At 64.6% G+C, this 21559-nt stretch carries 24 protein-coding genes; 12 read left to right on the top strand and 12 right to left on the bottom strand.

Going from position 1 to position 21559, the window contains the following annotated elements:
• Positions 1–49 precede the first annotated feature (49 nt).
• The 5 genes from QRQ56_RS10695 to QRQ56_RS10675 all read right to left on the bottom strand — a co-directional run bounded on the left by QRQ56_RS10695 (position 50) and on the right by QRQ56_RS10675 (position 4955).
• The gene (locus tag QRQ56_RS10695; RefSeq protein WP_438739643.1) at positions 50–1705 is read right to left on the bottom strand and encodes a TRAP transporter large permease; all 1656 of its coding nucleotides are present in this window, start codon (positions 1703–1705) and stop codon (positions 50–52) included.
• Positions 1706–1732: 27 nt separating this feature from the next.
• A complete protein-coding gene (locus QRQ56_RS10690; protein WP_438739641.1) occupies positions 1733–2314 on the bottom strand; it encodes a TRAP transporter small permease subunit in 582 nt (193 codons plus the stop codon).
• A 172-nt stretch (positions 2315–2486) separates the two neighbouring features.
• Complete coding sequence (moaA, locus tag QRQ56_RS10685; protein WP_438739640.1) at positions 2487–3506, bottom strand: GTP 3',8-cyclase MoaA; 1020 nt, start codon at positions 3504–3506, stop codon at positions 2487–2489.
• Positions 3507–3615: 109 nt separating this feature from the next.
• Entirely contained in the window at positions 3616–4122 is a 507-nt protein-coding gene (locus tag QRQ56_RS10680) for a hypothetical protein (RefSeq protein WP_438739638.1), read from the bottom strand.
• 158 nt (positions 4123–4280) lie between these two features.
• On the bottom strand, positions 4281–4955 hold the full coding sequence (locus tag QRQ56_RS10675) for an HAD-IA family hydrolase (RefSeq protein WP_438739636.1): 675 nt from the start codon (positions 4953–4955) through the stop codon (positions 4281–4283).
• Between the two features lie 167 nt (positions 4956–5122).
• Here QRQ56_RS10675 and rpiA point away from each other — a divergent pair, with 167 nt between their 5' ends.
• From rpiA to gor, 3 genes are read left to right on the top strand one after another with little or no spacing between them, the layout of a single operon-like run.
• Positions 5123–5836, top strand: coding sequence for a ribose-5-phosphate isomerase RpiA (gene rpiA, locus QRQ56_RS10670; RefSeq protein ID WP_438739635.1), 714 nt, complete (start codon positions 5123–5125; stop codon positions 5834–5836).
• Between the two features lie 2 nt (positions 5837–5838).
• Positions 5839–6378 (top strand): DUF2059 domain-containing protein, encoded by a 540-nt coding sequence (locus tag QRQ56_RS10665; RefSeq protein WP_438739633.1) that lies wholly within the window; start codon positions 5839–5841, stop codon positions 6376–6378.
• A 46-nt stretch (positions 6379–6424) separates the two neighbouring features.
• On the top strand, positions 6425–7813 hold the full coding sequence (gene gor, locus QRQ56_RS10660; protein WP_438739632.1) for a glutathione-disulfide reductase: 1389 nt from the start codon (positions 6425–6427) through the stop codon (positions 7811–7813).
• 230 nt (positions 7814–8043) lie between these two features.
• Here the strand turns inward: gor and QRQ56_RS10655 are convergent, their stop codons facing one another.
• Entirely contained in the window at positions 8044–9183 is a 1140-nt protein-coding gene (locus QRQ56_RS10655) for a hypothetical protein (protein ID WP_438739630.1), read from the bottom strand.
• 364 nt (positions 9184–9547) lie between these two features.
• Between QRQ56_RS10655 and QRQ56_RS10650 the strand changes: the two genes are divergently transcribed.
• Entirely contained in the window at positions 9548–9868 is a 321-nt protein-coding gene (locus QRQ56_RS10650; protein ID WP_438739629.1) for a hypothetical protein, read from the top strand.
• 30 nt (positions 9869–9898) lie between these two features.
• Here QRQ56_RS10650 and QRQ56_RS10645 read toward each other — a convergent pair whose 3' ends face one another.
• From QRQ56_RS10645 to QRQ56_RS10635, 3 genes are all read right to left on the bottom strand, one after another.
• On the bottom strand, positions 9899–10084 hold the full coding sequence (locus tag QRQ56_RS10645) for a hypothetical protein (RefSeq protein ID WP_438739627.1): 186 nt from the start codon (positions 10082–10084) through the stop codon (positions 9899–9901).
• 63 nt (positions 10085–10147) lie between these two features.
• Positions 10148–11377: a carboxylate-amine ligase gene (locus QRQ56_RS10640; protein WP_438739625.1), complete on the bottom strand. Its 1230-nt coding sequence runs from the start codon at positions 11375–11377 to the stop codon at positions 10148–10150.
• Positions 11378–11396: 19 nt separating this feature from the next.
• Positions 11397–12224, bottom strand: a complete 828-nt coding sequence (locus tag QRQ56_RS10635; RefSeq protein ID WP_438739624.1) for a class II glutamine amidotransferase — start codon at positions 12222–12224, stop codon at positions 11397–11399.
• Positions 12225–12364: 140 nt separating this feature from the next.
• Here QRQ56_RS10635 and QRQ56_RS10630 point away from each other — a divergent pair, with 140 nt between their 5' ends.
• The 6 genes from QRQ56_RS10630 (at position 12365) to QRQ56_RS10605 (ending at position 15590) form a co-directional block, all read left to right on the top strand.
• A complete protein-coding gene (locus tag QRQ56_RS10630; protein ID WP_438739622.1) occupies positions 12365–12751 on the top strand; it encodes a nuclear transport factor 2 family protein in 387 nt (128 codons plus the stop codon).
• 267 nt (positions 12752–13018) lie between these two features.
• Positions 13019–13492 carry a TerB family tellurite resistance protein gene (locus tag QRQ56_RS10625; RefSeq protein WP_438739620.1) on the top strand — a complete coding sequence of 158 codons (474 nt, stop codon included), beginning with the start codon at positions 13019–13021 and terminating at the stop codon, positions 13490–13492.
• A gap of 2 nt (positions 13493–13494) precedes the next feature.
• A complete protein-coding gene (locus QRQ56_RS10620) occupies positions 13495–13857 on the top strand; it encodes a hypothetical protein (RefSeq protein ID WP_438739618.1) in 363 nt (120 codons plus the stop codon).
• Positions 13854–14489, top strand: coding sequence for a TerC family protein (locus QRQ56_RS10615; RefSeq protein WP_438739616.1), 636 nt, complete (start codon positions 13854–13856; stop codon positions 14487–14489). The genes QRQ56_RS10620 and QRQ56_RS10615 overlap by 4 nt, the downstream gene beginning before the upstream one ends.
• A gap of 33 nt (positions 14490–14522) precedes the next feature.
• Positions 14523–15104, top strand: a complete 582-nt coding sequence (locus tag QRQ56_RS10610; protein ID WP_438739614.1) for a TIGR00645 family protein — start codon at positions 14523–14525, stop codon at positions 15102–15104.
• A 108-nt stretch (positions 15105–15212) separates the two neighbouring features.
• Positions 15213–15590: a hypothetical protein gene (locus QRQ56_RS10605; RefSeq protein ID WP_438739613.1), complete on the top strand. Its 378-nt coding sequence runs from the start codon at positions 15213–15215 to the stop codon at positions 15588–15590.
• 16 nt (positions 15591–15606) lie between these two features.
• On the opposite strand, the gene QRQ56_RS10600 is transcribed toward QRQ56_RS10605, so the two are convergent.
• The 3 genes from QRQ56_RS10600 to QRQ56_RS10590 all read right to left on the bottom strand — a co-directional run bounded on the left by QRQ56_RS10600 (position 15607) and on the right by QRQ56_RS10590 (position 18639).
• The gene (locus QRQ56_RS10600; protein ID WP_438739611.1) at positions 15607–16983 is read right to left on the bottom strand and encodes an HD-GYP domain-containing protein; all 1377 of its coding nucleotides are present in this window, start codon (positions 16981–16983) and stop codon (positions 15607–15609) included.
• Between the two features lie 122 nt (positions 16984–17105).
• Positions 17106–17480, bottom strand: coding sequence for a winged helix-turn-helix domain-containing protein (locus tag QRQ56_RS10595; protein ID WP_438739609.1), 375 nt, complete (start codon positions 17478–17480; stop codon positions 17106–17108).
• Between the two features lie 76 nt (positions 17481–17556).
• The gene (locus QRQ56_RS10590) at positions 17557–18639 is read right to left on the bottom strand and encodes a substrate-binding domain-containing protein (protein ID WP_438739607.1); all 1083 of its coding nucleotides are present in this window, start codon (positions 18637–18639) and stop codon (positions 17557–17559) included.
• A 113-nt stretch (positions 18640–18752) separates the two neighbouring features.
• Between QRQ56_RS10590 and QRQ56_RS10585 the strand changes: the two genes are divergently transcribed.
• Complete coding sequence (locus tag QRQ56_RS10585) at positions 18753–20237, top strand: aldehyde dehydrogenase family protein (protein ID WP_438740151.1); 1485 nt, start codon at positions 18753–18755, stop codon at positions 20235–20237.
• Positions 20238–20420: 183 nt separating this feature from the next.
• Positions 20421–20684, top strand: coding sequence for a hypothetical protein (locus tag QRQ56_RS10580; RefSeq protein ID WP_438739605.1), 264 nt, complete (start codon positions 20421–20423; stop codon positions 20682–20684).
• The last annotated feature ends 875 nt before the right edge of the window (positions 20685–21559 follow it).

Raw genomic sequence — 21559 nt, 5'->3', positions numbered from 1 at the left:
CGTCATGCGCCGCTTGCGCGGAGCACGACGGTGAGGGGGGTGTCCGCCGCTACTTCGACGGCGGTCCGAGATCCAGCGGCGGCAGCTCGATCTGCGGCACCTCGATCTTGATCGTGTTGGGATCGATGTTCGACTGCACGCCCTTGTAGTGCATCACCATCGACGGGAACGTGATCACGAGGCCGACCATGATCATCTGGATGACGACGAAGGGCACCGCACCCCAATAGATCTGCCCCGTGGTGACGGGGTCCATCCGCTTGCCGGTGACGCGATCGGTGTAGCGCTCCTTCGGCGCGACCGAGCGGAGGTAGAACAGCGCGAAGCCGAACGGCGGATGCATGAACGAGGTCTGCATGTTGACGCCGAGAATGACGCCGAACCAGATCAGGTCGATGCCGAGATGTTCGGCCGCAGGCCCGAGCAGCGGGATCACGATGAAGGCCAGCTCGAAGAAGTCGAGGAAGAAGGCCAGCACGAACACGAAGACGTTGACGAAGATCAGGAAGCCGACCTGGCCGCCGGGCAGGGAGGTCAAGAGGTGCTCGACCCAGACGTGGCCGTTGACGCCGTAGAAGGTCAGCGAGAACACGCGGGCGCCGACCAGGATGAAGACGACGAACGCCGACAGCTTGGCCGTCGATTCCGTGGCCTGCCGGATCAGGTCCCAGCTCAGCCGACGCTTCGCTGCGCCGAGGATGAGGGCGCCGGCGGCGCCCATCGCGCCGCCCTCGGTCGGGGTCGCGATGCCGATGAAGATCGTGCCGAGCACCAGGAAGATCAGGAACAGCGGCGGCACCATGACGAAGGTGGTCTGCTGCGCCATCTTCGACAGGAAGCGGAAGCCGGTGAGCTTGTCGATGACCCAGTTCACGACGGCGACGGCGAAGGCGAAGATGATGCCGCAGAACATGCTGAGCACGACGTAGTCGGCACCGTGCACGGTCGAATTGCGCATCATGAACCAGCCGAACACGCAGCTCGCCAGGAACAGCATGCCGAGCGAGGTCAGGCCGCGGTCGCCATTGTCCTCGCGGAAGCCGATGGCTTCCTTCGGCAGGCCCGGCGTCGCCTTCGGGAAGATCATGCTGACGAGGAAGGCATAGCCGGCATAGAGGCCGGCGAGCACGAGGCCCGGAATGAAGGCGCCTTCGTACATGTCGCCGACCGACTTGCCGAGCTGGTCGGCCATCACGATCAGGACGAGCGAGGGCGGGATGATCTGCGCGAGCGTGCCGGACGCGGCGATGACGCCGGCTGCCACGCGGCGGTCATAGCCGTAGCGCAGCATGATCGGCAGCGAGATCAGGCCCATCGAGATCACGGACGCCGCGACCACGCCCGTCGTCGCGGCGAGCAGCGCGCCGACGAAGATCACCGCATAGGCGAGGCCGCCGCGGATGGTGCCGAACAATTGGCCGATGGTGTCGAGCAGGTCCTCGGCCATGCCGGATCGTTCCAGCACCAGCCCCATGAAGGTGAAGAAGGGAATGGCGAGCAGCGTGTCGTTGTTCATCACACCGTAGACCCGCTCCGGCAAAGCCTGGAGGAAGTCCGGACGGAATTCGCCGAGCTCGATGCCGACGACGGCGTAGAACAGGCCGACAGCGCCGAGCGAGAAAGCCGCGGGATAGCCAAGCAAAAGCATGACGACCAGCGACGCGAACATGATGGGCGCCAGATTGGCGATGATGAATGCGGTCATGATACCCCCTAAACCGTCGCCAAACGGCTACTTCTTCTCGATCGCTTCGACGAGATGCTCGACCTCGGCCTCGAGCGCCGAGACCTGGGACTCATGCGGGTCCGGCATCAATCCGCGCATCACCGCAATCCGCTTGATCAGCTCGGAGATGCCTTGAACGAGCAGGAAGGCGAACCCGATCATGATCAGCGCTTTGGCGGGCCATTGCGGCAGGCCGCCGGCGTTGCCGGACTGCTCGTTGATGTGGAACGAGCGCTGGAAGAACGGCACGCCCGTGATGATCATCACGATGCACAGCGGAATCAGGAAGAACAAATGGCCGATCACGTCGATCATGTTGCGGACCGGCTTCGGCAGCGTGTTGTTCACGATGTCGATGCGGATGTGCTCGTTGTCGAGCAGCGTCCAGGGCGAGCAGAGCAGGAACACGATGCTGAACAGCACCCATTGCAGCTCGAGCCACGAATTGGAGGAGGTGTCGAAGACCTTGCGGACGATCGCGTTGACCGCCGAGATGATGACGGCGGCCACGATCAGCCACGCCAGGCGTTTGCCCGTCCAGCGTGTGAACGCGTCAATTCCTTGGCTCAGCTTCAAGAGCGCTTGCAACGATAGGTCCTCCCCCGATGGTGTGCCCCGGCCGTCTTGACTGCGCCGAATTGGGCGCGTGGCTTGTCTCGCCGCGCAGGCATGAGGCTGCCGCACCAAACCAGCGGCCGTGCCGCCAGTCAATTGGAAGTTTGTTGATAGTTAAGGGGAATAAGGCCGCAACCCGCGGATGTCAGCCGCCGGTGACGCTCATGTGCCTGGACACGCTGGGACGGTCGTGGCGGCGGTCGATGATGAAATCGTGGCCCTTGGGCTTGAGGCCGATGGCGCGGTCGATCGCATCCGCAAGCAGTGTATCGTCATCGGATGCACGCAGAGGTTTGCGCAAATCCGAGGCATCCTCGTGGCCGAGGCAGGTGTGCAGCGTGCCCGTGCAGGTGATGCGCACCCGGTTGCAGGATTCACAGAAATTATGGGTCATCGGCGTGATGAAGCCGAGCTTGCCGCCGGTCTCGGCGACGCTGACATAGCGCGCCGGGCCGCCGGTGCTCTCGGCGAGATCCGTCAGGGTGAATTGCTGGGCGAGGCGCGCGCGCACCAGCGACAGCGGCAGATATTGGTCGATCCGACCCGATCCGATCTCGCCCATCGGCATGACCTCGATCAGCGTCAGGCCCATGCCCTTGCCGTGCGCCCAGCGCATCAGGTCGGGGAGCTCGTCTTCGTTGAGGTTCTTCAGCGCCACCGCGTTGATCTTGATGGCAAGCCCGGCGGCGCGCGCGGCCTCGATGCCCTCCAGCACCTTGTCGATCTCGCCCCAGCGGGTGATCTCGCGAAACTTCTGGGGATCGAGCGTGTCGAGCGAGACGTTGATGCGGCGGACGCCGCAATCGGCGAGCTCGGCGGCGTGCTTCGCAAGCTGGGTCCCGTTGGTGGTCAGCGTCAGCTCGTTCAGGGCGCCGCTCGACAGATGCCGCGACAACGACCGTACCAGCGTCATTACGTTGCGCCGGACCAGCGGCTCGCCGCCGGTAAGACGCAGCTTCTTGACGCCCTTGGCAATGAAGGCCGAGCAGAGCCGGTCGAGCTCCTCCAGCGTCAACAGATTCGCCTTGGGCAGGAACGTCATGTCTTCCGACATGCAGTAGAAGCAGCGCAGGTCGCAGCGGTCGGTGACGGAAACCCTGAGATAGCTGATGGTCCGACCGAACGGATCGGTCATCGGGGTCGACAGCGCGGTAGATCCGTTCATGGAAAAGGCCTTGTCACTTACGGCGACGGGCGCACCTTGGCTTCAGCGGTGCTTGGGGACGCAATCTAAGCATCGGACGCGGCGAGGACAATCGGGTGGTATACGTAGATCAGCGCCGGCCGGCGTTCGGGTCGGGGAACGGCGAGGCCCCGGCCGGAGCGGCAGCCGGTGCGGCGGCAGCCGGGGCTGCGGCGGGCGCGGCTGCGGCCGGTTTGGGCTTCCGGGGCCGGTGCGGCTTGCGGACAGGCTTCGGCGGGGTGGCCGGCTGGAGTTCCGCAAACACCGGATTCGGGTCCGTCGTCACCGAGGCGGGCGTGGTGAAATCCCCGGGATTCCTGATCACGTTCACCGGGACGCTCGCCGGTTGGTATTTGGGCAGGGCGAAAGCCACCATGAAGGGAGCCTCGGGAGCGGGAACCGAGACCGAGCAGGGGGTCTTGCAGCCTGGACCGAGCGAGGTCGTGGCGTCGGCGCCCGGCGGATTGGATTCGAGCCTGACCTGAAGGGAGGGCGGGGCCGATTTGAACATGTCCCAGGACATCGAAGAGCAGCCGCCAAGGCCTGCCGCTCCGAGGAGCCCTCCTGCCGCCAACGCAACCGCGATCACACGACGCATGACCCATCCACTGAAAACTGCGACGAACCGCCACATAAGCCCGGCACGGACTTTAGGAGCGGCTTTTGGGGCAGGCAACCGGGGGCCTGCGCATAGGTCATCGATGGTGAATGCGGGTGATCGCCGAATAATTCAGCAATTCCAGTATCTTGATGGCGCTATACGGTCATCAGGCTGCTGGCGGCAGCCGGCAGGTCGCGCATATGATGGATCAGCCGGTCGGGCTTCAGCTCGGCGATCGGCACGTCCGTATAGCCGAAGCTGACCCCGATCACCGGGACGCCGGCGCGGCGGGCCACCCCGACATCGGTTCCGGCATCGCCGACCATGATGCTGGCTTTGACGGCCCCGCCCGCCCGCGCCACGGTTTCACGGAAGATGGTCGGATCCGGCTTCTGGACCCCAAAAGTGTCCGCGCCGCAGATCGCCGCGAAACGGCGGCTGAGGTCGAGCTGGTCCAGGAGGCGCTTGGACAGCCATTCCAGCTTGTTGGTGCAGACCGCCAGCCGATGGCCCTGTTCCGAAAAATGGTCGAGCGCAGCCTCGAGCCCTTCGAAGGGGCGGGATTCAACCGCGATATGGTCGGCATAATAGGCGATGAAGTCCGCGGTCATCCGGTCCATGTCGGCGGGGGTGACGGAGCGGCCCTCCGCTTCCAGCCCGCGCTCGATCAGCTTGCGGGCGCCGGCGCCGATCATGTTGCGGGCCGAGGCCATCGGCACCGGGGGCAACCCTTCGCGGTCGAGCACATGGTTCAGGGCTGTGATCAGGTCGGGCGCCGTATCCACAAGCGTGCCGTCGAGATCGAAGACGATGGTGTGAGGGGAGGTCATGTCCCAGCGCTATCGGCCCTGTCGCGCCAGTGCAAGGGGCGGCGCCATAAGATCAACTTATAGACCAGTTCCCAGACCCTGTTCTCGGAGGGAAAACGAGGCTACATAGGCCGCCGAAAGCGGCCGGGCTCGGCTGCCGGTTCGAGACTTCAAAGGCAGGCGCACACGTGAACATGGACCAGTTGAAGCGGCAGGCTGCGGCGCGCGCGCTCGAGGAGGTGCGGGACGGGATGCAGCTCGGTCTCGGCTCCGGCTCGACCGCCAAGCATTTCGTCGAGCTGCTCGGCGAGCGCGTCGCCGCAGGGCTCAAGGTGATCGGCGTGCCGACCTCGGAGCAGACCCGCGCCGACGCGGAGCGCTCCGGCGTGCCGCTGACCACTCTGGACGAGATCGACCATCTCGACATCACCATCGACGGCGCCGACGAGATCGACCCCGCGCTCAATCTGATCAAGGGCGGCGGCGGCGCGCTGCTGCGCGAGAAGATCGTGGCGGCGGCTTCGGATCGCATGATCGTGATTGCCGACGACACCAAATGGGTGCCGGCGCTCGGCAAGTTTCCGCTGCCGATCGAGGTCATCCCGTTCGGCCTCGGCGCGACGCGCCGTGGGATCGAGAAGGCATTTGCCGAATGCGGCGTTTCCGGGCAAATGGCGGTCCGCAACGGCAAGGACGGCCACGTTTTCGTCACCGACGGCGGCCACTGGATCGTCGATGCAAAGCTCGGACGGATCGAGGATCCTGCCAGCCTCGCCGAGGCGTTGAGCGCCATTCCGGGCGTGGTCGAGCACGGGCTGTTCATCGGCTTGGCCAGCTCGGCCGTCCTGGCGGGTGGCGAAGGAATCCGCGTGATTGAACGGCGCAAGCCGAAAGGAGACTAGGAATGAAGATCGTATTGAAGTTGTTGCCGGCCGTGGTCCTCGCTGCTGGATTGGCCGTCCCGGCCCTGGCGCAGCAGCCGACTCCGGCCCCCAAGGTCGCGGCGGCGCCCGCCCAGCCGAAGGCCTCGCCCGCGGCCGTCGCGGCGGCCAAGGAGATCCTGCAGATCAAGAACGCCACCGCGATGTATCAGGGCGCCGTGCCCGGCCTCGTCGAGAAGACCAAGATCGCGCTGATCCAGCAGAACCTGAACTACCAGAAGGACCTCAACGAGGTCGCCCAGGTCGTCGCCCAGCAGCTCAACGGCCGCCAGAACGAGATCGGCGACGGCATGGCGCAGATCTACGCCAGCGAGTTCACCGAGCAGGAGCTGAAGGACCTCGTCGCCTTCTACAAGTCGCCGCTGGGCAAGAAGCTGATCGACGCCGAGCCGCGCGCCATCGGCCTGTCCATGGCCTTCATGAACTCCTGGGCCCAGAACTTCTCCGAGACCGTGATGGGAGCCTTCCGCGCCGAGATGCGCAAGCGTGGCAAGGAGATCTGATCGCTATTATCTGATCAGATATCTTTGAAAGGGGTCGGAGTGGACAATGGCTGAATTCGACGTCGACCTCTTCGTCATCGGTGGTGGTTCGGGCGGCGTGCGCGCCGGCCGCATCGCGGCCGGTTATGGCGCCCGCGTGATGATCGCGGAAGAGTACCGCATGGGCGGCACCTGCGTGATCCGCGGCTGCGTGCCGAAGAAGCTGTTCGTGATCGGCTCGCATTTCCGCCACGAGCTCGAGGATGCCGCCGGCTTCGGCTGGACCGTTCCGCCCGCCAGCTTCGACTGGCCGACGCTGATCGCCAACAAGGACAAGGAGATCGCGCGGCTGGAGGCGGCCTACACGACCAATGTCGAGAAGTCGGGCGCGCAGATCGTCAAGAGCCGTGCGGTGATCGAGGACAAGCACACCGTCCGCCTGCTCGCCGACGACAAGAAAATCACCGCCAAGTACATTCTCATCGCCACCGGCGGCGCGCCCAACCATGGCGCTGCGATCCCCGGCATCGAGCACGTGATCTCCTCCAACGAGGCGTTTCACCTCAAGAAGCTGCCGAAGCGGATCGTGATCCAGGGCGGCGGCTACATCGCGCTGGAATTCGCCGGCATCTTCGCCGGCTTCGGTTCCGACGTCACCGTAATCTATCGCGGCGACAACATCCTTCGCGGTTTCGACGAGGATGTGCGCGCCCACGTTCGAGCTGAGATGGAGAAGCAGGGCATCACCATTCTCACCGGCTGCACGGTGGCGAAGGTCGATCGCCACGGCGAGGAATTCACCACGCATCTGTCGAACGGATCGAGCATCGCCTCGGACCAGGTGATGTTCGCGATCGGCCGCCACCCGGCCGTGGCCAATCTCGGCCTGGAGAACGCCGGCGTCGCCATCAACCCCAGGAATGGCGGCATCGCCGTCGACCATTTCTCCAAGAGCTCGGTCGACAGCATCTATGCGATCGGCGACGTCACCCATCGCTTCAACCTGACGCCGGTCGCGATCCGCGAGGGCCATGCCTTCGCCGACACCGTGTTCGGCAATCGCACGGTGCAGGTCGATCATTCGCACATTCCAACGGCGGTGTTCTCGCAGCCGGAAGTCGGCACTGTCGGTCTCACCGAGACGGAAGCACGTGCGCAGTTCAGCCACGTCGACATCTACAAGACGACGTTCCGCCCGATCAAGGCGACGATGTCCGGCCGCGATACCCGCGTGCTGATGAAGCTCGTCGTCGACGGCTCGACTGACCGCGTGCTCGGCTGCCACATCGTCGGCGATTGCGCCGCCGAGGTGACGCAGGTGGTCGCGATTGCCGTGAAGATGAAGGCGACGAAGGCGGATTTCGACGCGACCATCGCGCTGCATCCGACCGCGGCCGAAGAGCTCGTGACGATGCGCACGCCGACCGCGCGCCACGTGCGCCAGGCAGCAGAGTAGGGGCGCGGCCCTTTTCCCTCTCCCCTTGTGGGAGAGGGTGGCTCGTCGCGAAGCGGCGAGACGGGTGAGGGGTCTCTTTCCTCACGAGCAGTCTTGCCGGCGGAGACACACCCCTCATCCGGCGCCGTAGCCGAAGCTTCGCTTCGGCGTTTACTTTAGAACGGCGGCCGAAGGCCGCCTGTGCCACCTCCTCCCACAGGGGGAGAAGGAAGAAGACCTCGATCTGATTCTTAGCCGTAGAGATAGCCGACCGGCTTGCCCTCCGTGCGCAGCGGGCGCACGTCCCTTTGCGTGATGATCTGGCCGGCGAGGCCGTCGATCTCGTCGCGTTGTGTCGGCGTCCAGCTGCGTAGATCGTTCATGCCCTTGAGCAGGCCGAGGCGAAGGACCTGGGTGTTCTCGCCGATGCCGACGAGGCTGATCGACTCCTTGCCGGCCGTCACCACATCGCCGGTCACCAGCTCAAACGTCTCCCCGGACCTCTTCCTGAACTCGGCCATGCCGCGAATGACGCGGTAGATCACGACCTCGCCTCTGGCAAAGCAAGTTGCGTCGGCGGCGATCGACGTGCTCTTCGGCAGCAGCGACTGGCCGCGCGGATCGGTTGCGATGATGTGGCCGGTGACGAGATGGCCGCTCGGCACCTCGATGCCGATATCGCGCACGTAAACCGGCGAGGCGGATTTGACCGGCCCATCGGTGAGCGGCTTGAACAGCGCATCCAGCGCGAGCGGATCCTGCAGCCAGAAGCCTGCATCGGCCGGCCGATCGTGTAGCGGGTGGCTCCAGGCCACGCGCGGCGTTTCGGCCTCAACGATCTGATCGGGCCCGACGATGGTCGGGTTCGGAAAGGTGGTGGGATCGGTGATGAAGGCTTCGAGGAATTTGCCTGAATAGCCCATGGAGATCGGATCGGGCACGACCGTCTGCGGCGTCTTCAAATTCTCTTCGGTCGCAAGGCCCGACCAAGTGTAGAACAGCTGGCGATGCACGATCGCGCTTTGCAGCATCACCGCGCCGGGGCCGACATTGTAGAAGCGCCCGTCGTAATCGAAGGTGAAGGCGCCCGAGGTGACCAGCACGAGCTGAAAGCCGCCCGGTGGCAGATGCAGATGAAAGTCGGTCGGGCCGGTGTCGGGACGGTAGATCGGCAGGTTGGTCGCGACTTCGTGCAGCAGGAAGGTCTCGTTGTTGGCGTGAAAGCCTTCGTTGGCGCGATTGTAGAGCGCCTGCGGCCGGTACGTCGCCTCGAACTTCGCGTTCTTGTCGCGATCGATCGCGACGAAGTCCTGCGTGTTGAGGCGGAGCGGTGCGCCGTTCGGATGGGTGAGGCCGGTGGTCTTGAGATCGCCCGCAGCATGCACGTTCATCACGTTCTCCGCTCAGCGCCGTTGCTTCGCTTGCAACGACATTGCGAATTCCGGGCCAGTTGGTTTGCGAAGCGGGAAGCGAGCCCGGCGCCGTGGTGCGAGCGCGCCCGTGCAGGAAAAATCCGATGGTTGCACAGGACGTTGGATCGAGGGCCGGTCGGGCCGCCGGTCGCCGCGCGAGGCGCGCGTGCTTTCAAGAAAGCGACGGTACTTGTCTAATTTGTCGGCAAGCCTCGCCACTGCACGTGCAGCGAGCTCGATGGCGGGTCGGCGGATGCCGCCGTCGTGATGAGCAATTATCCGGGGCGGGGCCAAGGCTGCGATTGACAGATTGTTCATGTTTTGTTCTTATGCTGCGACCGAGATGGAGGCAGCCATGGACAACCGTATCAGCGAAATCCGCAGAACCATCAGAGCGCTCCGCGTCAGCATGCGCGAAGCCGAGGCGATCATGCATGAGCAGATCAACCGCGATGAGGACTGCAGCTTCGTGGCGCAGGAAGTCATGAAGATGCGTGCTGTCATGGGCCTGCTCGCGAAGGAGCGGATCGCGCTCGGCGACCACGAGCCGATTCTCGTGAACAGCTTTTTCATTCCGCGACGCCGGCCGGTGCGAAAGCCGCCCGCCGCGATGTCCCCGACCGCCGCATCCGTATTCCGCCCGCGCGTGGTGGCGCGGGCTTGACGGGGAGAGCTGCTTAATCGCAGCAGCTTCTCAATCAAAAGCGTGAGGCGTTGCCCGATCCGGCTTGCCGGCCGGGCTGTCCGCCCATTTTGCCATCTCCATGGCCTGGGCGTCGACGCCCTCGCACCAGAAGCAGCTTGGCCGCGCGCGGCTGTTTTCGGACAGGATCGGGACCAGGCTGTGGCCGCAGCCGGCGCACCAGGCGATGTCAGTCATGCATTTCCCCACAACGTAGCAAAGTCAGAGATGACGTTCTCGTTCGCGAAGCTTGCGCGAGCGCTATGACGGTGCCGGAGCGCTGTGCCCGATCGGCGCGTTCGTGCCCGAGATCGTCGATGTAGCGATCCATCGTGACACGGCTGCGATGTCGTCGCCGTTCTCGCGAAAGGCGCGCAGCTGGAATTCCGCCGAGCTGCCGCGGGTCACGATGGTCCGGCAGTGCTCGATCTCGGCGGTACAGCCCAGTGCGTCCGCGTCCTCGGCGATGTCGTCGATGATCCGGGCGAGGAGCTCCGAGATCGTGACCGGTCCCTCCTTGGAGGCAAAGATGCAATCGGTGCCGTAGCGCTGGGCGCGCCATTTGTTCTCGACCGCGATCGCGCGTTCGACCACCGTTACCTCCTTCGACAGATGCGGCCGCAGATAGAGGTGCCGCGTCAGGCAGCGATACAGCGAGGCGATGGCGACGGCATCGTCGACGAAGGTGCAGGTGTCGGGCGCGCGAAGCTCGAGCGTCGGGTGCCGCATCGAGGGTCGCATCGCCCACCAGATATGGCTCTCGTCGGGAATGACGCCGGAGCGCTGCAACGCGCCGATATATTCGTCGTAATCCTGCCGGTTCTCGAACAGTTCGGGCAGGCCGGTGCGCGGAAGCTCGGAATAGGCGGCGAGGCGGTAGCCCTTCAGCCCGGTCTTGTGCGAATTCCAGAACGGGGAGGAAGCCGACAGCGCGATGAACAGCGGCAGATGCGGCAGCATCGCCCGCATCACCGCCATGCGCTTCTCGGGATCGGGCAATTGCACATGCACGTGCATGCCGCACATCATGTTGCGATGGCCGATGCTGCGCAGGTCCTCGATCATCTCCTCGTAGCGCGGCTTCGGGCTCGGCTGCGACATCCGCCAGACCGCCGTCGGATGCGTGCCGCAGGCCATGATCACGAAGCCATACTGGCCGGCAACGTTCGCGACCTCGCGGCGCAGGAAGCGAAGCTCCTCGCGGGCGTCGTTGACGTCGACGTGAACGTTGGTGGCAACCTCGAGCTGGGATTGCAGCATCTCGCGCATGGCCTGACCTCCGGTCGACCAGTTCGCCGATTCGAACAGCTCGTTGGGGGTCTGGATCGCGACCTCGAAGGTGCGGCGGTCGGCCAGGAAGTATTCCTCTTCGATGCCGAAGGAATACTCAGCCGCCTTGCCCCCGCCGCCGGCGGAGCGGATGACGAGATGCTGCTTGTCCCGGGAGGAATCGAGGCGAAGCAGTTTCAAGACGTCCGAGGAAAATGTCATGGGCCACCCGGCAAAGGTATTACCTGCGGGCGATAATCCTTCTGACCGGAGCGGGTTCCGCGTCGCACTTACTGGAAATTGCAAGGTCGAAGGGAACAATTTTCACGCTTTCGGACGCGCGCGCGATCAGCGCGTGATTGGGCGGCACCTCGGTCCAGTTCGATTCCTTGTCGAACGGTTCGGACACGACGATGACCTGGCCGCCATCCTCGCGGAAATAGAGCGTGTTCGCGGCATCGTTGACCGCAACTCGAAACGCATAGAGATCCCGCCCGTTGGCGATCGCACTGGTGAAGCGCAGCCGTTCGCGCAATTGGCCTTCGTTGACGAGGCCGAGCAGGGCCTGCAGCACGCGCTGCGTCGCGCCAAGCGGGTCGTCCTCGAGGCCGGCGCCCATCATCGCCAGGAACACGGCTTCGGAATCGGTCGTGCCCAGCCGCGACGGATAGAATGCATCGGGGATCAGCGCCTCGACCTTGCGCCGTAGTCGATTCCAGCTGCCGACGAACCCGTTGTGCATGAACATCCAATGGCCGCAGGCAAAGGGATGGCAGTTCTGCCGCGTCACCGCCGTGCCGGTGGCCGCGCGCACATGCGCGAAGAACAAATGCGAGCGCAGATGCCGGCAGAGATAGCGCAGGTTTTCGTCCGACCAGGCCGGACGCGTCTCGCGATAAAGGCCGGGCTCCGGATGCTCGCCGTACCAGCCGAGACCAAAGCCGTCACCGTTCGAGCCCGCCGTCGATTGCAGCGAGCGGATGCTCTGCGCGATCAGCGAATGCTCGGGCTCGGTGACATAGGGCTCGAAAGACGTCGTCTCGCCCCGGTATGCGATCCATCGGCACATGCGGGTTCCTGTCGGGAATTCATATCGAGCTGAGCCAACAGGAAGCGCGCCTCATGGTTCCCGTTGCCCGGCTGGAGCGGTCCGCATCGCGGCGGCCTTCGTGCTAGAGTGAAGGCAAGCCGGGGATCGAGGACATCGAGATGGACGATCAGGCCAGGTTGACGGCGCTCCGGCGCCATTGGGATGCTTCGGACGCAAACGACTTCGAAGCCGAGCATGACATCTATCTCGAAGACGCCGTGCTGGATTATCCGCAGTCCGGCGAACGCATCATTGGTCGCAGGAACATCCAGCAAAGTCGCTTCGTGCAGCCCAACAGGAAGCGCTTCACGGTCCGGCGGATCACCGGCGGCGGCGATCTCTGGGTCAGCGAATTCGTCCTGAGCTATGACGGAGTGCCGTCATATGTCGTGAGCATCATGGAATTCCGCGACGGTTTGGTGGCGCACGAGACGCAATATTTCGGCGACCGTTTCGATCCTGCGCCGTCGCGGGCGCATCTGGTCGAGCCTCGTACGAACGTTTAACCAAACCCGCCGGCATGGAACCGATGCGGCGGCTGGTCGCAGTCGGACCGCCTTGATTCCAGCGGCTCCGCGTTTATCTCTGGCACGAACAAGAATCCGGGCCCCTCTGGCGAGGACGCCGACCATGTCGGCAAACCTCGTGATGTCGGATGACCTGTCCCGCGCGAATGCGATGGATCGGCCGATCGTCGGGCCTCTGTATGTTCTCTCCGACCATTCGTCCCCATCGCAGCTCCGTGCGGCCATTTCGCAACATGAGGAGCAACGATGACTGACGCCAAGCATTCAAATCCTGTCGAGATCGAGATCGCCGAGCCGTCCAGCCTGAACGAGCAGGCCGCGGCCGCGCTGGTGATCGCCGGTGCGCTCGTCGCCGTGGCCGACCGCCGGGTCTCGCCGGTCGAGCGTGACGAGGTGATCCGGTTCATCAGGGATCGCGGATTGGCGCCGCATCTCGACGACGAAAGGCTGTTTGCGATGTTCGACGGCCTCGCCGAACGGCTGGAGGAACCGGATTTCGCCAATGTCGTGATCGAAACGCTGCGGCCGGTCTCGGACATGCCGTTGTCGTCGCATCTGATGGAGCTGTCGGAACGGGTCGCCGCGGCCGATGAGGACGTTCATCCCCATGAGGTGCAGGCGATCAAATTGTTGCGCTTGCTGACGCTGGTGCTGCCGCGCGCAAAGCCGGTGTCGTCGCGCAAGCAGCGCATCGAGCAACCTGTGGCTACCGAGGAGTAAGCATGAGCGCAGCATCGAACGAGCGTCGCGACGAGGCCGCAGGTTCCGCCGGCGAAATGGCCGGTGGTGACCCGCGCCTCGACAAGCTCGTCGATCGGCTGCCGCCACGCATGGGTGACACCGTCACCTATCTGCTCAAACCGTCCAACCGCTGGGTCAGAATTCCCTCGGGCGCGCTGCTGATCGTCGGCGGCGTGCTGTCCTTCCTGCCGATTCTCGGCGTCTGGATGCTGCCGCTCGGTCTCGCGTTGCTTGCCGAGGACGTGCCTGCGCTGCGCTCCTCACGCTCGAAGGTGCTGGATTGGGTCGAGCGGAAGAAGCCGCAATGGCTCGACCCGTCAGCACCGAAAAATGATCGAACATGACTGAATTCATCACTGCCGACGCGCTGAGCGCGCTGCTTCAAGTCGTCCTGATCGACCTCGTTCTTGCCGGCGACAACGCCGTCGTCATCGGCCTTGCCGCGGCCGGCCTGCCGGCCGAGCAGCGCCGCCGCGCCATCATCGTCGGCATCGCCGCCGCCACTGTGCTCCGCATCGTCTTTGCCGGCGTCGCGACCCAGCTTCTGCAGGTGATCGGCCTGCTGCTCGCCGGCGGCGTGCTGCTGCTCTGGGTGTGCTGGAAGATGTGGCGAGAGCTGCGGGAGCAGGCTCATGAAGGCCAGCTCGCGTTCAGCCACGGCGGCGGCGCGGGCGCCGCGCCGGTGCAGCGAAAGACCTTCGGCCAGGCCGCGTTGCAGATCATCGCGGCCGACGTCTCGATGTCGCTGGACAACGTGCTCGCGGTTGCGGGCGCCGCGCGCGAGCATCCCTACATCCTGGCCTTCGGCCTGTTGCTGTCGGTCGCGCTGATGGGCGTCGCCGCCGATCTGCTCGGGCGCGTGCTCCAGAAACAGCGCTGGATCGCCTATGTCGGCCTTGCCATCATCATTTACGTCGCCTTCGAGATGATCTATCGGGGCTCGCTCGAGCTCGCTCCCGTCATCGCGAGTCTCTGAGGCGACAATTGTTTCCGCAATCCGGAGTGATTCATGACGTCCGAACCCAAAGCACCTTCGGCGCAGGCCGTGCCGCCGCGCCTCGGCCTGTTCGCCCAGCTCATCTTCGGCTCGCGCTGGCTGCAGGTGCCGCTCTATGTCGGCCTGATCGTCGCGCAGGCCGTCTACGTCCTGCTGTTCCTCAAAGAGCTCTGGCACCTGGTCGCGCATTCCTTCGATGCCAGCGAGCAGCAGATCATGCTGGTCGTGCTCGGGCTGATCGACGTCGTCATGATCTCGAACCTTCTGATCATGGTGATCGTCGGCGGCTATGAGACCTTCGTGTCCCGCCTGAACCTGACCGGCCATCCCGACGAGCCGGAATGGCTCAGCCACGTCAATGCCAGCGTGCTCAAGATCAAGCTTGCGATGGCCATCATCGGCATCTCCTCGATCTCGCTGCTCAGGACCTTCATCGAGGCCGGCAATCTCGGGACCACGCGCAGCAATTTCACCGAGACCGGCGTGATGTGGCAGGTGCTGATCCACATAACCTTCATCGTCTCGGCGATCGGCATCGCCTGGGTCGACCGCCTCAGCGAGAGCGGTCATCGCAAGGAGGCCGACCACGGCTGAGCGCGATTGCCCGGCCGGCTGGATCGTTTCCAGAAAATGCAGGCTGGACGCAGGTCGACTTATCGATATATCTTGCAGGATATAGCGAAGTGCGTTCCGGGACCGGCGATGGAAATCAAGGTGAGGCAGCTCACGACCTGCGAGGTGGCGGCGGACGGCGGTGAAATCCTGCTGGGCTTCGAGGACGTGGCCGGCAATCCCGCCGCAGTCAGCGTCTCTCTCAACCAGATCGGCGCCCTGATCATGACGCTTCCCGGGTTGCTCGAGACCGCCTTGAAGGCCCGCTACGGCGACCAGAGCCTCCGCTACGCCTATCCGCTGGCCTCCTGGGTGCTGGAGCAATCGACCGATACGACCCAGCGCATCATCACCCTCCAGACCGAGGATGGCTTCAAGGTGCGGTTCTCGATCGCGAAGGCCGAGCAAAGTCTGCTGGGCGAGGCCCTGACGCAGCCGATGCCGGAAATGGCGGTGCGGCCGAACTAGGAATGCGTTGCGGCCGTCAGGCCGCCAAGGTCCCGTGGATGCGTCCGAGCGCGCGTTGAAGTGCTGCAAAACATTTCGCGTCGATCTGGCTGCCGACCATTCCGGACATGATCTCCATCGCTTTTGCGACCGACATGGCGGCGCGATAGGGGCGGTCGGCGGTCAGCGCATCGAATATGTCCGCGGTGGTGATCATGCGGGTTTCCAGGCTGATCTGGTCTCCTGCGAGGCCGCGCGGATAACCTTTGCCGTCGAGCCGCTCGTGATGCGCGCCCGCGATCGGAGCGAGGTCGCGGAATGCGCCGATGCGTGACAGGATCGCCTCGGAATGCGCCGAATGCATCCTCATGACTTCCCATTCCGCGTCGTCCAGCTTGCCCGGCTTGTCCAGGATGGCGTTGCTGACACCGAGCTTGCCGATGTCGTGCAGCAGCGCCGCACGCTTGAGCCGGCGCCGTTGCTCCGCGTTGAACCCCAACTCCTCGGCGATCATGTCGGTGAACAACGTCACGCGCTCGCTGTGACCGCTGGTGTAGGGACTCTTGGAATCCACCACTTGCGCGAAGGCGGCCGCGATGTCGTCGAGATAGTCCTCGTCGATAGGCAGGCTCGCTTGTGCCGGCGCGTGGGAAACGGCGGATTCGTGCCCGTCGCCGGTGCGGAGCATGTCCCAAAACGCGGGCCTTGCCGCCAGGCCCTCGAAAGAAGCGACCAGGTCGGGATCGAACCAGATCCCCGACCGGTTCCTCGCCTCGCGAAGAGCGGCTTCGGGTCCGTTCGCGATGTGGAACACGTCGATGACCTGCGCCATTAGCGCAATGCGCGAATAGATCGGGATGGCCGGTCCGGACAAGCCAAGCGGCTTGCCGCCGCCGTCCCAATGCTCGTCGAGATTCTTGATGCCTTCGGCGACCGGCTCGGAGAAGCGCATCTTGCGGGCGATATCCGCGCCGCGATGGCAGCGCGTCTCGATCAGCTCGCGCGCGATTTCACCGCCGTTCTGGAAGATATTGACGATGGCGCGGAATCGTTCGGCCAGCCCGGCTTTCAGTCCGGTGTGGCTGAGCACGAAGCGCAGCGCCTGCGATAAACTACCGTCGATCAGCTTGAAGTCCTGCTTGAAGGAGAGATCGTCCGTCAGATACAGCTCGCAGATCCGGGCGGCATTGCTGCTGCAGCCGAGGTCCTTGAGTAACAGGACGTAGTACAGCTCGGTGATCTCCTGCTCGCCAAGGCCGATCGCCCTTCCGATCTCCACGCCGATGCGGCTGCATCGCACGCAATGCCCGGCCGGCTGTCCCTCAGTCAAATCCAGCGCATGGCTCAGCGCGCTCAGGAGTTCGGCGAGGGTGACGCTGTCGTGGCGTCCGTGGGCGGGAGGTGCTGGTTCCATGATGGAGGCTCCGGGGCAGCTTTCGCGGCCGATCCGGGCCGATCGCATGTCCAAAACCTCACCTGATCACGAGAGAATTAACGGGGGGTGTTTTCGCGCGGCGCCACGTGCGCGTCATCCGCTCACGACTTGCGGGAGCGGCCGATCTCGCTCCTGAGCGCCTGCAGTTCCTTGCGCACGGCGCGTGCGGCGTCGCGCTCGATCTTGCGATAGCGCGCGACCAGCCCCTCGCCGAACGGGGTCAGCATCGCGCCGCCGCCGTTCTTGCCGCCGGCCTGCGGCTCCACGACGGGATGGCTGCAGATGCGGTTGATCTCGTCGACGAGATCCCAGGCCCGCTTGTAGGACATGTCCATGGCGCGCCCGGCCGCCGAGATCGAGCCTTGCTCGCGGATCTGCTCCAAAAGCTCGATCTTGCCCGGACCGATCCGGTCCTCGCCGTCGAGGTCGATGCGAAGGCTCAACTGGGGCAACGATTTGGCGCTCGCGCGCGACATGACGAGTCTCTCAAGTTCTACTGGGCGACCTTGCCACTCTTGCCCGTCGCGGACAAGGCGGCCGCGCCCAGCGGCGTCACCGCACGGCGTGCATCTCCAGAAACGCCTTCACGCCAGTCACATTGCCGGTGTCCGACGGCACGTAGCCGGGCAGGGTGGCGATCGCCGCGCGAAAATCTGCGCTGCGGATGATCTCCAGGATCCGCCGCATCGGCTCCGTCTCGAGGAAGCTGCGCTTGCAGACGAAGAAATAGTCTTCGGTGAGGAGGCGGATGAAATCGAGGCCGAAATGCCGGGCGGCGGCTTCGACGCCGAAGCTCGCATCCGCCATGCCGCTCGCGACATAGGCCGCGACCGCGGCGTGGGTGAACTCGATCTGCTGCGCGCCGTTGATCCTGCTCTCGTCGATGCCGTGTGCCGCGAGCAACTGATCGAACAGCAGGCGCGTGCCGGAATCGTGGTCGCGGTTGACGAAGCGGACATCCGTCTTGGTGAGATCGTTCAGCGAAGCGATGCGCTTGGGATTGCCGCGCGCGACCATCAATCCCATCTCGCGCGTCACGAAGCTGATGATGCGGTCTTCGCGCGGATCGAGCCATTCGCGCGCGGCCTTGATGCCCTGCGCGCGCAGCGCGCCGTGCGGCAGATGCAGGCCGGAGAGGTCGCAGGCGCCTTGCGCCAGCGAGACCAGCGAATGCTGGTTGCTGACATAGCGTAAGTCCACGCCGATGCCGGGCTCGCGGTCGAGGAATTCGCGCAGCTTGGCCACCGCAAAACCGTGGCTGGCATGCACGCGGATCACGGAGGGGCGCTGTTCGAGGAACGGCTTGATCTCGCTGGCGAGCTCCTGCGCGAGGTTTTCGAGCTGCGGTCCGAGCCGCGCCTGCATGCGCTCGCCGGCCCACACCAGCCGCTCGCCGAACGGCGTGAGCTTCGAGCCCTTGCCGCGCTGGGTCTCGACCAGCGGCGTGCCGAAGAACTCCGACCATTGCTCGATCAGGTTCCAGACATGGCGATAGGACAGGTGCGCATCGCTGGCAGCGCTGGTGATCTTGCCGGTCTTCCTGATCTCGTTGAGCACGCCGAGCATGATCACGACGGTGCGCGGGCTGCCCTCCCGGCGAAACCGCCAGACGGCCTCGATCTCGATTTGAAGCACTTGGCCTCCTTATGAACTTGACTTCATATGCGGGGCATCCATTTGCAAACCAGCTCATATTTACTCAGGTCTGTAGACGCCTAGTCTGGTATACCAGAACAGGAGGAAATATGATGTCTGTTGCATATGATTTTGTACACTCGCCGGCCACCGAATTCATGGCCCGGCCGCAGCATCTGCTGATCGACGGCCGCCGCGTCCCCGCCAGCTCCGGCCGCACCTTCAAATCGCTCAATCCCGCCACCGGGCAGGTCATCGCCACAATCGCCGAGGGCGGCGAGGCCGATGTCGAGATCGCCGTGGCGGCCGCCCGCCGGGCGTTCGAGGGCCCGTGGCGCACGATGCGGGCGTCGGAGCGCGGCCAGATCCTGCTGCGCTGGGCCGAGCTGCTGAAGCTCAACGCGGAGGAGATCATCGAGCTGGAATCGATCGACGCCGGCAAGCCGATCTCCGCGACGATGCGCCAGGATTTTCCGGCCGCCGTGGACACGCTGATCTATTACGCCGGCTGGGCCGACAAGATCAGCGGCGACGTCGTGCCGGTGCGTGAGGACGCGCTGACCTACACCGTGCGCGAGCCGGTCGGCGTGGTCGCAGCGATCGTGCCGTGGAATTTCCCGCTGATGATCGGCATGTGGAAGCTCGCGCCCGCGCTGGCCTGCGGCTGCACCATCGTGATGAAGCCGGCGGAGCTGACCTCGCTGTCGGCGCTGCGCATCGCCGAGCTCGCGCTCGAAGCCGGCCTGCCGGCGGGTGTCTTCAACGTCGTCACCGGCCCCGGCCGCGTCGTCGGGGACGCGCTGGTCAATCACCCCGACGTGGACAAGGTCACCTTCACCGGCTCACCCGGGGTGGGCCGCGGAATCATGAAGGGCGCGGCCGGCAACTTCAAGCGCGTCTCGCTCGAGCTCGGCGGCAAGTCCGCCAACGTGATTTTCGACGATGCCGATCTCGAAGCCGCCAGCAAGGCCGCGGCCTCCGGCATCTTCTTCAACGCCGGCCAGGTCTGCTCGGCGGGCTCCCGCGTGCTGGTGCAGGAGAAGGTCTATGACGAGGTCGTCGAGCGGCTCGCCGCCCGCGCGAAGTCGATCCGGATCGGCGATACGCTCGACCGCAAGACCGCGCTCGGCCCCGTCATCTCCGAGAAGCAGATGAAGTCGATCCTCGACTATGTCGAGATCGGCCAAAAGGAGGGCGCAAGGCTCGTCACCGGCGGGACGCGGATCGGCGACCGCGGTTACTTCATCAGCCCGACGGTGTTCGCCGATGTCGCGCACGAGATGCGGGTCTCGCAGGAGGAGATCTTCGGCCCCGTCGTCAGCGTCATCAAGTTCAGGGACGAGGCGGATGCGCTGCGGATCGCCAACGGCACGGCCTACAGCCTTGCCGCCGGCGTCTGGAGCCGCGACATCGGCAAGCTGCAGCGCTTCGCCAAACGGGCACGCGCCGGCACGGTCTGGATGAATACCTACGGCTATACCGACGTGCGCCTGCCCTGGGGCGGCGAGCGCGACTCCGGCCTCGGCCGCGAGCACGGCACCGCGGCGCTCGACAATTTCACCGAGCCCAAGGCGGTGTGGATGAATCTGGCCGTCTGATAACCTCCCGATCGGCCAATCCTGGGCCCGCCTGACCCGGTCAGGCGGGCTCTCTTTTCGCGATCGATCAAATTGTCTGCAATCCGGTCAGCGGCGGCAAACCCTGCGGACAAGAACTGCCCGGCGTAAACCGGGACTTTGGAACCGGCGTGCATCCTGCCTGCAAAAGGGTGGGGCATCAAAATGTCTGTTCTCAAGGAGGTCGTCGCCGCGATGGCGGGAGTCTATGCGCTCCTGTTCGCCTGCGACGCGTTGTTCGGGGTCGGCGAGGTCCGGTTCGACGACAATTATTATCACGCCAGCTTCTACGCGCCGCGGCCCAAGGAATTCCGCTTCGCAGAGGGGACCACGCCGGCCGCGCGCGTCAGCGATGCCTTCGCGCAGTTCTCGGCGGGCGAGGTTAAGCCCAACAGGCGCTACTCGTCGCTGACGACGATCATCCGGTAATTGCGCGCGACTTGGCGGCAACCTCCGTAGCTTCCGCCTGCGCTTGATGAGCTGCGGCCGGCAGGTCGCTCATTCGCGCTACGACATCTTGTCTTACCCGTCAGGCAAAACACCCGAGATGCGGGTCAATGCGTCTCGTCAAAAATATTCCGCTTTACCGAAATTCGGGAATAGCGTATCCATCGCGGCATCCCGGCCCAAGTACAAAGGGGCGTATCGCGATCGTCACGAACGCGGGTCGGGTGGCGGTGGACGTGGGTCACATCGGCGCGACGGGCTTTGCAGGGCGGGCAACCGTGAGCAAGACGCCTCGCGCACACGACCGGTGTGATCGGCGTACGGCAAAATCGTGTGGTCCTGGCGCCCGCGGTCTGGCGTCAAGTGTTGCGGTGATGTGGAGGGCCCAACCGGGCGCACGCATCAATCATCCGCAAGGCGACGGGGCAATAGTGCAACGCTCCCGGGGAGAGCACGACATAAGCCGTTCCAACCACTGCGCAGGGAAGGCCGGGATGTCTCCGGTTGCCCTGTTCTCCGCTATGCAGCAGCACACGCAGTCTGCCCTTGGCATAGCGGTCCACGGGAGCCAACCGGCTCCCGGTCTTCCCTGCGCCCTCGTTGTTGAGAGGGTGAGGCATTGAAGCAAAGCTCGGGCGAGAAAAGCCGCGAGGATGCGAAGGCGTGTCCGCAAGCAAAATGCGAGTTGGAGAATGCGCCGCTGCAACTCGCTCCGTCATTGCGAGCGCAGCGAAGCAATCCAGGAGTCTTTCCGCGGTGGCAGTCTGGATTGCTTCGCTGCGCTCGCAATGACGATGTGGAAACAGTCGAGCGCCAAACTCCATTCTCGTGCCCCGGACGCAGCGCAGCGCCTCTTC

The organism is Bradyrhizobium sp. U531 (genome assembly GCF_051710265.1).
In the GTDB taxonomy this organism is placed as follows: domain Bacteria; phylum Pseudomonadota; class Alphaproteobacteria; order Rhizobiales; family Xanthobacteraceae; genus Bradyrhizobium.
This window is presented reverse-complemented; position numbering and strand designations above follow the sequence as displayed.